This is a genomic window from Clostridium gasigenes, assembly GCF_017348895.1.
Lineage (GTDB): Bacteria > Bacillota > Clostridia > Clostridiales > Clostridiaceae > Clostridium > Clostridium gasigenes.
This window is the reverse complement of record NZ_CP071376.1, coordinates 3724779-3739463: the sequence shown is the minus strand read 5'-3', so window position 1 is coordinate 3739463 and position 14685 is coordinate 3724779. Positions and strand designations below refer to the sequence as shown.

Here is a 14685-nt window from a genome sequence, read left to right as displayed (position 1 = left end):
AACCCTCTCGGAAATAATGTTTAATGCAGTATGTTATTACTTCCGAAGGGGTTGATGATTTTGATCATTAATAAAGTGGAAATATGTGGAGTAAACACTTCAAAATTACCAGTAATAAAAGAAAAAGAAAAAAGAAAACTACTTCTTAGTATGAGAGCAGGAGACCCAAATGCAAGAGAAACATTTATTAATGGTAATTTAAGGTTAGTTTTAAGTGTAATTCAAAGATTTAATAATAGAGGAGAAAATGTTGATGACCTATTTCAAGTTGGATGCATAGGGTTAATGAAATCTATTGATAATTTTGATTTAGGTCAAAATGTTAGATTTTCAACTTATGCAGTACCTATGATTATAGGCGAGATTAGAAGATACTTAAGAGATAATAATGCTATAAGAGTAAGTAGATCTTTAAGAGATATTGCCTATAAGGCATTATTAGTTAGAGATAGGCTTGTTAAGGAGAATAACAAGGAACCTACAGTATCACAAATAGCAAAAGAATTAAATTTGCCAAGAGAAGATGTAGTATTTGCATTAGATGCAATTCAAGATCCAGTATCATTATTTGAACCAATATACCACGACGGTGGAGATGCAATTTATGTAATGGATCAAATAAGTGATTCGAAAAATACAGATGAGAGTTGGCTTGAGGATATTTCAATAAAAGAAGCTATGAAAAAATTAAATGATAGAGAAAAATTAATTTTAACATTAAGATTTTTTAATGGAAGAACACAAATGGAAGTAGCAGACGAAATAGGTATATCTCAGGCACAAGTATCAAGGTTGGAGAAGACTGCACTAAAACATATGAAGAAGCATGTATAAAGGAGCTCGTTTGAGCTCCTTTATATTTAGGAACATGGGAATAAATAACAAGACAATATACATAGTACGTTGTCTTGTTATTTATTTTCAAATGTATTATAAAATATTTTGTGTAGGACATGCATATACTTATAAGGGTAAGAGAACTGAAAGAAAATAGTAAGTCAAAGACTCTGGGCATATTTAAAAAGAAAATTAATGGAAATGAAAGGGGGTAGATTAATATGTACACTAAATTTAATGATGGAAATACGGATAATAGTATAGCTTTAGAAAATAATATTTTAGAAGAGAATTTAGAAAATGATATAATATTACACTCATTAAATGCAATAAGATCCATGGAAATAATAGATATTAGAACTGGATGTAAGCTTGGATTTGTACAAGAATTAGTAATAGATATTGAAGAGAGTAAAATAGTTTCTATTATAATACCATCGGCAGGTAAAAATTGGTTTAACAAAGAAGAGGATATTGAAATTCCTTGGGGAAAAGTTATAAAAGCTGGAATGGATGTTATTTTAGTTGATACTTCCAAATAGAATTTCAATTATATATAGATAAATTGTATTTTAAATTGTATAATGATAATATAAGGATAAAATTAACTATAAGGCACTTTCAAAAAATAATAGAGCAATTTGCTAATCTGTTATTTTTTTTCAAGGGTCTGAGAGAAAGGCGTGAAAAATATGAAATGCCCTTTTTGTTCATTTGAGGAGAGTAAAGTAGTAGATTCTAGATCAACTGATGATAATACTACAATAAGAAGAAGAAGAGAATGTTTAAATTGTGGGAAGAGATATACCACTTACGAAAAAGTAGAAGATATACCAATTTTAGTTGTTAAAAGAGATTTAACAAGGGAAATATTTAATAGAGAAAAAGTTGTTAATGGCTTAATAATTGCTTGTCAAAAAAGACCTGTATCAAGAAAACAAATTGAAAATATAGCAGAGGATATTGAAAAAACAATATCTAATAAAATGTTAACAGAAGTTGAAACAGGATGCATTGGTGAAATGGTAATGGATAGATTAAAGGAAATAGATGAAATATCATATGTGAGATTTGCATCTGTTTATAGACAATTTAAAGATATTAATACATTTTTAGAAGAAATTAAAAATTTAGTTGAAAAAAATAAGTAAGTTATCTAAAAACAACTAGTTTATAAATTAATTATTTTCAAAACATTTATAAAAGAAATCCTAATTTATTTTAGGATTTCTTTTTTTATTTGTAGTTAAATATTTATATTGTTTTTTCGATTGCCTAAAGTTAAAATTATGTTAAATAAAGTTAAGATGTTATGATAAAATAGAAAAAATATTGATATAATGTTAAAATACATTATAAGAATACAAGAGGTGAAAAATGAAAAAAATTAAAGCTAATAGTTTAAAAGTAAATAAAGATTTTCTTGAAATAGATTTAGAAGATATTAAAATTGTATTTTCAACAGCTGAAATGGATAGAAGTTTTAATAGACATAATGAGCTTGGAGTAGTAAATTTAGAAAGTATAAGAGATGATTTTAAAGTTTCTAGTGTTAAGTATTTACAACAGATACATAGTGATAAGCCTTATATATATAATAAATATTATGAAAATATAAAAGATGAAGAGGGAGATGCAATAATTACAGTAGAAAAAAATGTTGCAGTAGGGGTTTTTACAGCAGATTGTGTTCCTATAATTATAGTGAATGAAGAGAAAAAAGTAGTGGCTGCGGTACATAGTGGATGGAAAGGAACTTTTAATTCAATAGTAGTAAATACTATTAATAAAATGAAGGAAGAATATAAAATAAATATTTCTAATACAAAAGTATATATAGGACCACATATAAGACAATGTTGTTATGAGGTTTCAGAAGAATTAAAAGAAAAATTCATTAAGAATACGAGAGTAGAAGAGGGCAAATTATTTAAAGGAAGAAATCTTAGTATGGAAGAATTCATATTAAATGATCTAAGGACTTCAGGAATAGAAGAAAATAATATATTTTCTTTAGATTTATGTACTCATTGCGAAAAAAGTATAAAGTTATATTCATACAGGTCAACAAATGGAATATATGGACGATTATTTTCATTTGTATATATAAAATAAATAGATAGGGGGGAATAATAATGGCTCAAGAAAAAATATTAGTAGTAGATGATGAAGGGCATATTGTTGAATTAATTAGTTATAACCTTAGTTTGGCAGGATATAAAGTAGTGACAGCTAGTAATGGATTAGATGCTGTTAAAATAGCAAAAGAAGAAAAACCAAGATTAATTCTTTTGGATTTAATGATTCCTGGATTAGATGGCTTTGATGTGTGTAAAGAAATAAGAGGAAATAAAGAACTTAAAAATACGTCTATTATTATGCTAACTGCTAAAGGAGAAGAACTTGATAAAATACTAGGGTTAGAGCTTGGTGCTGATGATTATATAACAAAACCTTTTTCAGTTAGAGAATTATTGGCTAGAGTAAAAGCAGTACTTAGAAGAGTTGGAACAGTAAAAGAAGAAAACGATATATTTGTTGCAGGTAATTTGAAGGTTAATTTTGAGAGAAGAGAAGTGTTAATTAGTGATAGTAAAGTAGATTTAACATTAAAAGAATACGAACTTTTAGATATTTTAATTAAGAATAGAGGGAAAATATTAACTAGAGATACCCTTCTTGATAAAGTGTGGGGATATGAGTATATAGGTGAAACCAGAACTGTAGATGTTCATATAAGATATATTAGAAAAAAAATTGAAGAAGATGATAAGAATCCTAAATTTATAGAAACTATAAGAGGCGTAGGTTATAGATTTAACCCGAATGAATATTAAATGAAAAAGAGAATAATAGTATTTAATATAATAACAGTTTTATTTGCATTATTAATACTAACAAGTTCATTTGTAGCTTTGGTTAATGTTAATGAAATAGAAAAAACAAAAAGTTTACTATCTTCTTATAATAAAATAATGATTTTAAATCCAAATTTTACTGAAAAAAATTTGGAAAATTTTAAAATAAATAATGTTACAGTTAGGTTTACCTTGATAGATAAGAATGGTAATGTAAAGTTTGATAGTAGCAATAAGGACTTAGAGAATCATTTTGATAGAGAAGAAATAATTGAAGCAATTGAAAAAGATGAGGCAAGTATAACTAGATTTAGTAAAACAGAAGGAGTAAATTTAGTTTACTATGCAAATAAGTTAGATGACGATATAATTATAAGAAGCGCAGTTCCGCTATCTACAGTAAAGATGCTCTCTTTGAGATATTTTAAATATTATATTTTAGTTATTATCTTAGTGCTTTTATTATCATTAGGGTTATCATTAAAATTAGTAAGAGCAATTATTTATCCAATAAAAGAACTAGAAACAGCGACAGCGAAAATTGCAAATGGTGACTTTAATAGAAGAGCTAAAATTCATACTAATGATGAAGTTGGATCACTTGCACATACTTTCAACAATATGGCGGATCAGCTTCAAGTTAGAATAAGTGATTCTTTAGATAAACAAAATAAGTTAGAATCAATATTAGAAAGTATGGAAAGTGGAGTTATTGCAATAGATAAGCAAGAAAAAATTATGCTTATAAATCCATATGCTAAAAGAGTCTTTGGATTGAATAAAAATATAATAGGCAAAAATATAGGTGAATACATTATAGATTATGATTTGATAAAATTTATAAAAGATACACCGGAAATAGAAACTGTGGAAGTTAAAATACTACATCCTTTTGAAAGGGAACTTAGGATAAAAAAGGCACCAATAATAAATAGTATTAAATTGCCTATAGGAACTGTAATTGCGGTTCAAGATATTACAGATATTAAAAGGCTTGAAAATATGAGAAGTCAATTTGTTGCTAATGTATCCCATGAATTAAGAACACCATTAACTTCTATAAAAGGGTTTGCAGAAACTTTAAAGTATGTTAAGGAAGATGAAACTAAAAATAAATTTTTAGACATTATTGATAAGGAAGCTGATAGGCTTACAAGATTAATAAATGATATATTAGTTTTATCAAATATTGAGAACAATAATAATGCATTAGAAGTTGAGTTTGATCCAAATGAAGTTATAACAGAGGCAATTAACATGGTATCAGGTCAAGCTGTACTTAAAAATACAAAAATAGAAATTTTAAATAATTACAAAGGATTATTAGTTGGAGATAGAGATAAATTTTTTCAACTAATACTTAATCTAGTTGAAAATGCTATAAAATATTCAGGTGAAGAAAGCAATGTGCTAGTAAAAAGCTATAATGTTAATGATTATATATATATAGAAGTAGCAGATAATGGCTTTGGAATACCAAAAGAAGATTTGCCAAGAATATTTGAAAGATTTTATAGAGTAGATAAATCAAGAGCTAAGGGTGGAACTGGTCTAGGTCTTGCTATTGTAAAACATATAGTTAAAATATTTAATGGAGAAATATATGTAGATTCTAATGTTGGATTTGGAACAAAATTTACAGTTAAAATAAAAAAGATATATTAAGGATTTGAAAAAATAGATTAGCATATTTACTAGTTATTTTTCGAGGATGCCTTATGTGTAGATAGTTAGTATGAATTTTAATTAGGGTATCTAGTTTTTAATAGACTGGTTACCCTATTTTTTTATAAGTGGTAATGTTAAGTTTTATTAACAAAATTCTAATGTTTGTTAACACTAGAATAATATTTACTTAACTTTGGAAAGCTAATATAAGCACATAAGATATATGAAAAAAATAAGAAATGTGGGAGGAAGAAATATGTTGAATAAAGGTTTTAAATTAGTTGCTAGTTCAATAGTAGTGTTAATGATTGGTGGGGTATTCGTAGGGTGTTCAGGTAGTAAAGTAAAGACAGAAGGAAAAACAGAGGAAACTAAAATTTCTGTATCAGGATCTACTTCGGTAGGACCATTAATGGAAAAGATAGCAGCGCAATATGAAAGTGAAAATGTAAATACAACAATAGAAATTAATCAAGTTGGTTCATCAGCAGGGATTAAGGATACAATAAATGGTGTTTCAGAAATCGGTATGTCTTCAAGAGAATTAAAAGATGAAGAAAAGAAAGATGTAACAGCAACAACAATAGCATACGATGGAATAGCTTTAATAACTCATAAAAACAATACAGTTAAAGAAATAACATTAGAACAAGTTAAAGGCATATATACTGGGAAAATAACTAATTGGAAAGAAATTGGAGGGAAAGATGCTCCCATAGTTGTAGTATCTAGAGAAGAGGGGTCAGGAACTAGATCTGCTTTTGAGGAAATAGTTAAATATAAATCAGAAGAACTAGTATCATCAGCAACAATTTCAGATGGATCAGGAAGCATAAAAACTACTGTTGCTGGCAATGAAAATGCAATTGGGTTTGCTTCGTTTGAATACTTAGATGATACAATAGGAGCATTAAATCTTGGAGGGGTAAAACCTGAAGCAAAATTTGTTAAGAGTGGTGAATATAAATTATCAAGACCGTTTATATTAGTAACTAAAACTTCAAGTCAATCAGAGAATAGTAAAAAGTTAATTGATTATATATTAAGTAAGGAAGGTCAAAAAATAGTTGCAGATAATAAGCTTATAACGTTGGAGTAATAAATAAGTAATTAATATATAGTTTTTTTATGGGGTATCTAGTTTTTAATAGACTAGGTATCTTATTTTTTTATAAGAGGGAAAAAATATTCCGAAAAATAACAAGTAAAAATTTTTGAGTTGTTATTTTTTTCAAGTCGCTAATGTTAAGTTTTCTTAACAAAATTATAATATTTCTTAACATTAGAATAATATTTTCTTAACTTTGGAAAGATAATATAAATACCATAGTAATAAAGAAATATTGGAGGAAGAATATGTTGAATAGAGGTTCAAAATTATTTATTAGTGCAATATTAGTATCAATGATTGGGGTATTATTTGTAGGATGTTCAAATAATAAGGAAAATGCAGAAGGAAATACAATTTCTATATCAGGATCTACCTCAGTGGGGCCATTAATGGAAAAAATAGCAGCTCAATATGAGAGCGAAAATGAAAATACATCAATAGAGATTAACCAAGTTGGTTCATCAGCTGGGATTAAGGATACAATAAATGGAGTTTCACAAATTGGTATGGCTTCGAGAGACTTAAAAGCAGAAGAGAAAGCAGAAGTTACAGGCACAATAATAGCATATGATGGAATAGCTTTAATAACACATAAAAACAATCCAGTTAAAGAAATAACATTAGAAGAGGTTAAAGGTATATATACTGGAAAAATAACTAATTGGAAAGAAATAAATGGAGGAGCAGATTTACCTATAGTTGTAGTATCTAGAGAAGAGGGATCAGGAACTAGAACTGCTTTCGAAGAAATAATTGGATATAAATCAGAAGACTTAGTAGTATCAGCAACAATTTCAGATGGATCAGGAAGTATAAAAACTACTGTTGCTGGTAATGAAAACGCAATTGGGTTTGCTTCGTTTGAATACTTAGATGATAAAGTAGGCGCATTAAATCTTGGGGGCGTAAAACCAGAAGCTGATCTTGTTAAAAATGGTCAATATAAATTAGCAAGACCATTTATACTAACAACTAAAACTTCAAGTGAAACAGAAAATAGCAAGAAAATAATAGATTATATATTAAGCGATGAAGGTCAAAAAATAGTTTCTGATAATAAACTTATAACTATTAAGTAACATAGTAGAAGTTAAAGCGTTTGAAAAATAATAAGGCATGGAATATATAAATTGACTAGTCTTTTAAAAAAATTATGTATATTATAATTTTTTTAATTTATGTAGTATGCTCTAGGAGGTATTTGGTATGATAATTGCGAATGAAAAAAAAAATAAAAGTAAATATATAATAGAAAATATATCGCATGCTGTATTTTTAATAAGTGCATTAATTGCAGTAATTAGTTTGCTCCTGATAATAGGGTTTGTATTTTATAAGGGATTAACACCTTTTATTAGTAAGGGGTACTCATTTAAAGAATTTTTGTTTGGTACAAAATGGGTTCCTAGTGCTGATAAATATGGAATATCGCCTATGATTTTAGCCTCAGTATTTGGGACGGTAGGATCACTAGTTGTAGGAGTTCCAATAGGTATATTAACAGCAGTTTTTATTGCGGAAATAGCACCTAAAAGTGTTGGTAAAATAATATCAACTGCAGTTGAATTGTTAGCGGGAATACCTTCTGTTTTATATGGAGTATTTGGACTCGCTATTATAGTTCCCTGGATACAAAAAACTTTTAATCAACCAATGGGACAAAGCTTGTTTGCAGTAATTATAGTATTATCTATTATGATGTTGCCAACGATAATTACTGTAGCAGAAACTGCAATTAGATCAGTTCCAAAAGCTTATAAAGAAGGTTCTTTAGCACTTGGTGCATCTCATATAGAAACAACTTTTAAGGTTGTAATTCCAGCGGCTAAATCAGGAATTCTAGCAGCTGTAGTACTTGGAGTTGGTAGAGCAATAGGAGAAACAATGGCAATAATACTTGTTGCAGGAAACTCGCCAATTATAGCGAATTCTATATTTGATGGGGTAAGACCTTTAACTACTAATATAGCATTAGAGATGGGATATGCATTTGGAACTCATCAAGAAATGTTATTTGCTACAGGTGTAGTATTATTTCTATTCATATTAGTATTAAATCTAGTGTTAAGTAAACTTTCGAGCAAGGAAGGTATGTAATTATGAGGAAGTTCAAAGAAAATATATTAAAGTCATTAGTATGGATGTCTGCAATTATTACGGTAATAGCCCTTGTAGCTATTCTTTCATTTATATTTATAAAAGGATACAAATTAATAACATTTAAATTTTTAACAGCAAACTATTCACCTAGTGGGAGCGGTGGAATATTTCCAATGATAGTAACAACTATCTATACTGTAATATTAGCAGTAGGGATTGCAACTCCAATAGGAATATTAGCAGCTATATATCTTCGTGAATATGCAAAGCAAGGAATAATTGTTAAATTAATAAGATTTGCTACAGAAAGCTTAGCGGGGATACCTTCAATAGTATATGGATTGTTTGGATCTATATTTTTTGTAGTAACATTAAAACTTGGATATTCAATTTTAGCAGGGTCTTTGACAGTTGCTATAATTATTTTACCAGTTATTATACGTACTACTGAGGAATCTTTAAAATCAGTTCCAGATGCTTATAGAGAAGCATCTTTAGGCCTTGGAGCAACAAGGTTCCAAACTTTATATAAAGTTATTGTGCCAAGTGCACTACCTGGTGTTTTATCTGGAATAATTCTTTCTATAGGACGTGTAGTTGGGGAGTCAGCAGCAATACTTTTAACAGCTGGTACAGTTGCAAAAATGCCAAAAGGAATTATGTCTAGTGCTAGAACACTTACAGTGCAATCTTATTTAGTAACTAAGGAAGCAGGAGATATAGAACAAGCGGCAGCAGTAGGAATAGTATTAATAGTAATAATATTAGTTTTAAATACTATAGCTAAGTTAATTGCTAAAAAGTTTAGTAAGGCTAATTACTAATGTTAAGTAAGTTATTTTCTCAAAGGACTAATAGAAATATTATTAAGAGGTGTAAAAATGTCAAATAAAACACAAGCTAAGATACAAGTTAGAGATTTAGATTTATTTTATGGTGATAATCAAGCATTAAAAAAAATAAATATAGATTTAGAAGAAAATAAAGTAACAGCATTTATAGGACCATCTGGATGTGGAAAATCAACTTTTTTAAGAACACTAAATAGAATGAATGATTTAATTGATGGTGTTAAGGTAACTGGAGAAATAATAGTAGATGGAGAAGATATATATAAGAGTTCTGATGTAATTGCACTAAGAACTAAGGTAGGGATGGTTTTCCAAAAACCAAATCCATTCCCAATGTCTATATATGATAATATAGCATATGGGCCAAGATTACATGGTATTAAAAATAAAAAGATGTTAGATGGAATTGTTGAAAGAAGTTTAAAAGATGCAGCGCTTTGGGATGAAGTTAGTGATAGATTAAAGAAAAGTGCATTAAGTTTATCAGGAGGACAACAACAAAGATTATGTATAGCAAGAACTATAGCAGTATCTCCTGAAATAATATTGATGGATGAACCAACATCTGCATTAGATCCTATATCAACAAAAAAAATGGAAGAACTAATGGATGAATTAAAGAAAAAGTATACTGTGATAATAGTAACGCATAATATGCAACAAGCAGGAAGAATAGCAGATAAAACAGCATTTTTCTTACATGGTGAAATTATTGAGTATGGAAATACAGAAGATATATTTTATAAACCAAGAGATAAAAGAACAGAAGATTATATAACTGGTAGATTTGGCTAAAATAAATTATATGAGGTGATAAATATGAGAATAGATAGGGTGAAAATATTAAATGCCGATTTAGTAAATATGGCAAGTTTAGTTGAAAAGCAAATATACGATAGCATGGTTGCATTAAAAGAGCAAGATTCAATTCTTGCAGATAAAATAATTGAAAATGATGATAAGGTAGATGACATGCATAGAGATATAGAAGAAAAGTGTGTGAAATTTATGGCTACAGAATCTCCGGTAGCTAAAGATTTAAGACGTATATATACTACATCTAAAATTGTTACAGATTTAGAAAGAATGGCAGATCATGCAGTTGATATTTGCAAAAATGTAAAAATGTTAAAAGGTGTTAGCTTTGTAGATGAAATAACACCAATATGGAGAATGGGAGATATAATTATTGAAATGATAAAATTATCCATTGAGGCTTATGTAAGTGGAGACGTGGATGCAGCTTATGAAATATCTCGTATGGATGATGCTGTTGATGAGATTCATGAAGGTATGTTTGAAACAGTTTTAAAAAAAATGGCAAAAGACGACACTACAATAAATCAAGGAATGCAAATTCTTTTTATATCTAAATATATAGAAAGAATAGGAGATCATGTAACTAATATATGTGAATGGATTATTTTTTCTAAAAAAGGTACTTATGTAGATTTAAATGAATAATTTTAATAAAAGATAGAGGCTTTTTAAAAAGCCTCTATCTTTTATTAAATAACATTTGTTCTAATTAATTGACTATCAACTGTTATTAAGGTAATATAACATAAAGGTACTATGTTATTATAGGAGTGAAAAAATGAAAAACTTAATTACAAAAGTAGAACCAGGAAGCATTGCTGAAGAGGTTGGAATAGAAATTAACGATGTTCTACTAGCTATTAATGATACAGATATTGATGATATTATAGATTATAAATTTTTAATGCCTGATGAAGAAATAGTTTTAGATATAGAAAAACCAAGTGGTGAAGTTTGGTCTTATGAAATAGAAAAAGAGTACGGAGAAGATATTGGACTTGAATTTGGTGGAGGTATAATGGATAAAGCTAAAAGCTGCAGTAATAAATGTATGTTTTGTTTTATAGACCAATTACCAAAAGGAATGAGAGATACTTTATACTTTAAGGACGATGATTCAAGATTATCTTTTCTTCAAGGTAACTTTGTAACTCTTACTAATATGAAAGACGCAGATATTGATAGAATAATAAGGTATCAAATTAGTCCTATTAATATTTCAGTACATACAACAAACCCGGAGCTTAGAGTTAAAATGCTTAAAAATAGGTTTGCAGGTTCAATAATGGAAAGACTTCAAAAATTAAAAGATGCCGGAATAGAAATGCATGCGCAAATTGTTTTAATTCCTGGAGTTAATGATGGCGAGGAGTTAAAAAGAACTATAACTGAGCTTTACAGTTTAACACCTTATGTTAAAAATATTGCGGTAGTACCAATTGGTATTACTAAATATAGAGAAGGCTTAGCAAAAGTAGATACCTTTAACAAAGAAATGGCTAAAAAAGAAATAATCATGGTACAAGAATTTCAAAACAAATATATTAAAGAAACAGGAGTCCCATTTGTAAGACTATCAGATGAGTTTTATCTAACTTCAGGTATAGAAGTACCAGAAGAAAAATTTTATAATGGATATGAACAAATTGAAGATGGTGTAGGTATAATTAGATACTTTAGGGACAGAATTATAAATGATGTAGAATTCTTAAATAAAAACATTAAAGGAAGCTTTTCTTTAGTTACAGGAACTTTAGCTTTTAATGAAATAGATAGGGCTGCAAAATTAATAAATAATACAAATCCCAATATAGAAATAAAAGTTTTCAAAGTTATTAATAATTTTTTTGGCGAAACAATAACTGTAGCAGGACTTTTAACAGGAACTGATATAATAGAACAATTAAAAGGAAAAATAACATCGAAATATTTAATTATGCCAGATAATATGTTTAGAAAAGGATACGAATTGGGTCCTAAAAATGAACAAATAATGTTAGATGATATTAAAATGAAAGATTTAGAAGAAGCATTAGGTATTAAGATTATAGTTTGTGATTACACAGGTGATGATCTTATTGACATAATAAATACACATTGCAAGGAGGAAATATAATGGGAAAACCAATAGTTGCTATAGTTGGGAGACCAAATGTAGGTAAATCAACGTTATTTAATAGATTGGCAGGTAAAAGAATATCTATAGTTCAAGATACTCCAGGGGTAACAAGAGATAGAGTCTATGCTGAAGCTGAATGGTTAAATTACAATTTCACAATGATAGATACAGGGGGTATAGAACCTGCAAGAGAAGATTTTATTATGCAACAAATGAGAAGACAGGCAAACATTGCTATTGAAACAGCAGATGTTATAGTATTTATAGTTGATGGTAAAGAGGGATTAACTCCAGCTGACCATGAAGTAGCTAATATGCTTAGAAAAAGTAAAAAACCAGTAGTTCTTGTAGTTAATAAAATAGATAATATGAAAGATGAAGACAATGCTTGGGAGTTCTACAATTTAGGAATTGGTGATCCAGTTACTATATCTGCAGCTCAAGGTCTTGGTCTTGGAGATATGCTAGATAGAATAGTTGAGCCTTTTGATAAGGTGAAAGCTGATGAAGAAGATGATGATGTAGTTAAAATTGCTATGATTGGGAAACCAAACGTAGGTAAATCATCATTAATCAACAGACTTTTAGGTGAAGAAAGACTTATTGTATCAGAAATTGCTGGTACTACAAGAGATGCTATTGATAGTAAACTTGAAACTGATAAGGGTAAGTTCTTACTTATTGATACTGCAGGGCTTAGAAGAAAGAGTAAAGTTAAGGAAGAAATCGAAAGATATGCTGTAATTAGAACTTTTACTGCAATTGAAAGAGCTGATGTATGTATCTTAATGGTAGACGCTACTGAAGGTGTTACAGAACAGGATGAAAAGATAATAGGGTTTGCACATGAACTTAATAAAGCTATAATGGTTATTGTTAATAAATGGGATCTTATTGAAAAAGATGATAAAACAATGCAAAAATATAAAGAAGAACTACAACTTAGCTTAAAGTTCTTAAAATATGCTAAATATCTGTTTATTTCAGCAAAAACTGGTCAAAGAGCACATAAGGTACTTGAAGTAGCTCAGGAATGTTATGCTAACTACAACAAGAGAATAGGAACAGGGGTATTAAACGAAGTAATAAATAGAGCTATTCTTATGAAAGAACCACCACTTATAGCGCTTAAGAGAGTTAAAGTTTATTATGCAACTCAAGTTGCTACAAAACCACCAAAATTTGTGTTCTTTATAAATGATTCAAGAGCACTACATTTCTCATATCAAAGATACCTAGAAAACCAACTAAGAGATAGTTTTGATTTCAGTGGTACTGGTATCCAAATAGAATATAGAGAAAAGAAAAACTAGATATGAAAAAAGTGACTTTTTTGGGAGGAGGTAGTTTTGGTACAGCGCTTGCCATACTACTTGCAAACAAAGGGAATATAGTTAATATATACGCTAGAGAAGACTCGGTAGTTAATGATATAAATAACAACAGAAGAAACGATAAGTATATTAAGGGATTATGTATACCTGAAAATGTCATGGCTTTTACAAATTTAGAGGAAGCTGTTAAGGACTCAGATTATGTTGTCCTTGCAGTTCCATCACATGTAATTAGAAGCTTAAGTGCAAGTTTAAAGGGCAAAATTAGGGATAGTGTACCTGTAGTTAGTATTGCAAAAGGTATTGAACAAGACACTAACCTAAGATTATCTCAAGTAATAGAAGAAGAACTACCAAATCCAGTAGTTATTTTATCAGGGCCTAGCCATGCTGAAGAAGTAGCTTTTGGAATTCCAACAACAGTAGTAACTTCCTCAAGAGATATGATGTATGCAAAGGATATTCAAGATTTATTTATGACTAATAGCTTCAGGGTATATACTAATGAAGACTTAATTGGAGTAGAAATTGGAGGGGCTGTAAAAAATATTATTGCATTAGGAGCAGGTGTTTGTGATGGTATTGGATATGGTGATAATTCTAAAGCTGCATTAATGACAAGGGGAATGGCTGAAATAGTTAGAATTGGAATGAAGCTTGGTGGAAAGCCAGAAACATTCCTTGGATTAACAGGTATGGGAGATTTAATAGTTACCTGTACAAGTAAGCATTCTAGAAATAGAAGAGCAGGATTTTCATTAGGTAGTGGAAAAACTGTAGAAGAATCAATTAATGAAGTTGGAATGATTGTAGAAGGAATAAAAGCTTGCAAAGCATTTTATGAATTAAAAGAAAAGTTAGGGGTAGAAATGCCTATAACAGATGTTTTATATAAAATACTATTTCAAGGTAAAGATCCTAAAAAAGCCGTTGCTCATTTAATGGAACGGGGAAAGAAAAATGAAATATACTAAATAAAATAAGAAGA

At 28.9% G+C, this 14685-nt stretch carries 15 protein-coding genes; all 15 read left to right on the top strand.

The window, feature by feature from the left end; genetic code table 11:
- Positions 1–60 precede the first annotated feature (60 nt).
- The 15 genes from sigG to J1C67_RS17440 all read left to right on the top strand — a co-directional run bounded on the left by sigG (position 61) and on the right by J1C67_RS17440 (position 14671).
- On the top strand, positions 61–834 hold the full coding sequence (sigG, locus tag J1C67_RS17510; protein WP_089968004.1) for an RNA polymerase sporulation sigma factor SigG: 774 nt from the start codon (positions 61–63) through the stop codon (positions 832–834).
- Between the two features lie 224 nt (positions 835–1058).
- On the top strand, positions 1059–1379 hold the full coding sequence (locus J1C67_RS19570; protein WP_089968001.1) for a YlmC/YmxH family sporulation protein: 321 nt from the start codon (positions 1059–1061) through the stop codon (positions 1377–1379).
- A gap of 150 nt (positions 1380–1529) precedes the next feature.
- A complete protein-coding gene (gene nrdR / locus J1C67_RS17500; protein ID WP_089967998.1) occupies positions 1530–1988 on the top strand; it encodes a transcriptional regulator NrdR in 459 nt (152 codons plus the stop codon).
- A 226-nt stretch (positions 1989–2214) separates the two neighbouring features.
- A complete protein-coding gene (gene pgeF / locus J1C67_RS17495; RefSeq protein WP_167865507.1) occupies positions 2215–2952 on the top strand; it encodes a peptidoglycan editing factor PgeF in 738 nt (245 codons plus the stop codon).
- A 20-nt stretch (positions 2953–2972) separates the two neighbouring features.
- A complete protein-coding gene (locus tag J1C67_RS17490; protein ID WP_089967992.1) occupies positions 2973–3674 on the top strand; it encodes a response regulator transcription factor in 702 nt (233 codons plus the stop codon).
- A complete protein-coding gene (locus J1C67_RS17485) occupies positions 3675–5360 on the top strand; it encodes a sensor histidine kinase (protein ID WP_167865508.1) in 1686 nt (561 codons plus the stop codon).
- Positions 5361–5619: 259 nt separating this feature from the next.
- On the top strand, positions 5620–6462 hold the full coding sequence (locus J1C67_RS17480; RefSeq protein WP_167865509.1) for a phosphate ABC transporter substrate-binding protein: 843 nt from the start codon (positions 5620–5622) through the stop codon (positions 6460–6462).
- A 257-nt stretch (positions 6463–6719) separates the two neighbouring features.
- A complete protein-coding gene (locus J1C67_RS17475) occupies positions 6720–7553 on the top strand; it encodes a phosphate ABC transporter substrate-binding protein (protein ID WP_089967984.1) in 834 nt (277 codons plus the stop codon).
- Between the two features lie 127 nt (positions 7554–7680).
- Positions 7681–8571 carry a phosphate ABC transporter permease subunit PstC gene (gene pstC, locus J1C67_RS17470; RefSeq protein ID WP_207713828.1) on the top strand — a complete coding sequence of 297 codons (891 nt, stop codon included), beginning with the start codon at positions 7681–7683 and terminating at the stop codon, positions 8569–8571.
- A gap of 2 nt (positions 8572–8573) precedes the next feature.
- Entirely contained in the window at positions 8574–9398 is an 825-nt protein-coding gene (gene pstA, locus J1C67_RS17465; protein ID WP_167865510.1) for a phosphate ABC transporter permease PstA, read from the top strand.
- A 57-nt stretch (positions 9399–9455) separates the two neighbouring features.
- Entirely contained in the window at positions 9456–10220 is a 765-nt protein-coding gene (gene pstB / locus J1C67_RS17460) for a phosphate ABC transporter ATP-binding protein PstB (protein WP_089967976.1), read from the top strand.
- 24 nt (positions 10221–10244) lie between these two features.
- Positions 10245–10889, top strand: coding sequence for a phosphate signaling complex protein PhoU (phoU, locus tag J1C67_RS17455; protein WP_167865511.1), 645 nt, complete (start codon positions 10245–10247; stop codon positions 10887–10889).
- A gap of 133 nt (positions 10890–11022) precedes the next feature.
- Positions 11023–12360, top strand: coding sequence for a DUF512 domain-containing protein (locus J1C67_RS17450; RefSeq protein WP_089967970.1), 1338 nt, complete (start codon positions 11023–11025; stop codon positions 12358–12360).
- On the top strand, positions 12360–13676 hold the full coding sequence (der, locus tag J1C67_RS17445; RefSeq protein WP_089967967.1) for a ribosome biogenesis GTPase Der: 1317 nt from the start codon (positions 12360–12362) through the stop codon (positions 13674–13676). Before J1C67_RS17450 ends, der begins: the two co-directional genes overlap by 1 nt.
- A gap of 2 nt (positions 13677–13678) precedes the next feature.
- Positions 13679–14671 carry an NAD(P)H-dependent glycerol-3-phosphate dehydrogenase gene (locus tag J1C67_RS17440; RefSeq protein WP_167865512.1) on the top strand — a complete coding sequence of 331 codons (993 nt, stop codon included), beginning with the start codon at positions 13679–13681 and terminating at the stop codon, positions 14669–14671.
- Positions 14672–14685: the final 14 nt, after the last annotated feature.

What these genes read in the sequence shown, in the direction of transcription:
- J1C67_RS19570 (WP_089968001.1), top strand. Translation starts at nt 1,059, where the DNA reads ATGTACACTAAATTTAATGATGGAAATACGGATAATAGTATAGCTTTA.
- nrdR (WP_089967998.1), top strand. Translation starts at nt 1,530, where the DNA reads ATGAAATGCCCTTTTTGTTCATTTGAGGAGAGTAAAGTAGTAGATTCT.
- pgeF (WP_167865507.1), top strand. Translation starts at nt 2,215, where the DNA reads ATGAAAAAAATTAAAGCTAATAGTTTAAAAGTAAATAAAGATTTTCTT.
- J1C67_RS17490 (WP_089967992.1), top strand. Translation starts at nt 2,973, where the DNA reads ATGGCTCAAGAAAAAATATTAGTAGTAGATGATGAAGGGCATATTGTT.
- J1C67_RS17485 (WP_167865508.1), top strand. Translation starts at nt 3,675, where the DNA reads ATGAAAAAGAGAATAATAGTATTTAATATAATAACAGTTTTATTTGCA.
- J1C67_RS17480 (WP_167865509.1), top strand. Translation starts at nt 5,620, where the DNA reads ATGTTGAATAAAGGTTTTAAATTAGTTGCTAGTTCAATAGTAGTGTTA.
- J1C67_RS17475 (WP_089967984.1), top strand. Translation starts at nt 6,720, where the DNA reads ATGTTGAATAGAGGTTCAAAATTATTTATTAGTGCAATATTAGTATCA.
- pstC (WP_207713828.1), top strand. Translation starts at nt 7,681, where the DNA reads ATGATAATTGCGAATGAAAAAAAAAATAAAAGTAAATATATAATAGAA.
- pstA (WP_167865510.1), top strand. Translation starts at nt 8,574, where the DNA reads ATGAGGAAGTTCAAAGAAAATATATTAAAGTCATTAGTATGGATGTCT.
- pstB (WP_089967976.1), top strand. Translation starts at nt 9,456, where the DNA reads ATGTCAAATAAAACACAAGCTAAGATACAAGTTAGAGATTTAGATTTA.
- phoU (WP_167865511.1), top strand. Translation starts at nt 10,245, where the DNA reads ATGAGAATAGATAGGGTGAAAATATTAAATGCCGATTTAGTAAATATG.
- J1C67_RS17450 (WP_089967970.1), top strand. Translation starts at nt 11,023, where the DNA reads ATGAAAAACTTAATTACAAAAGTAGAACCAGGAAGCATTGCTGAAGAG.
- der (WP_089967967.1), top strand. Translation starts at nt 12,360, where the DNA reads ATGGGAAAACCAATAGTTGCTATAGTTGGGAGACCAAATGTAGGTAAA.
- J1C67_RS17440 (WP_167865512.1), top strand. Translation starts at nt 13,679, where the DNA reads ATGAAAAAAGTGACTTTTTTGGGAGGAGGTAGTTTTGGTACAGCGCTT.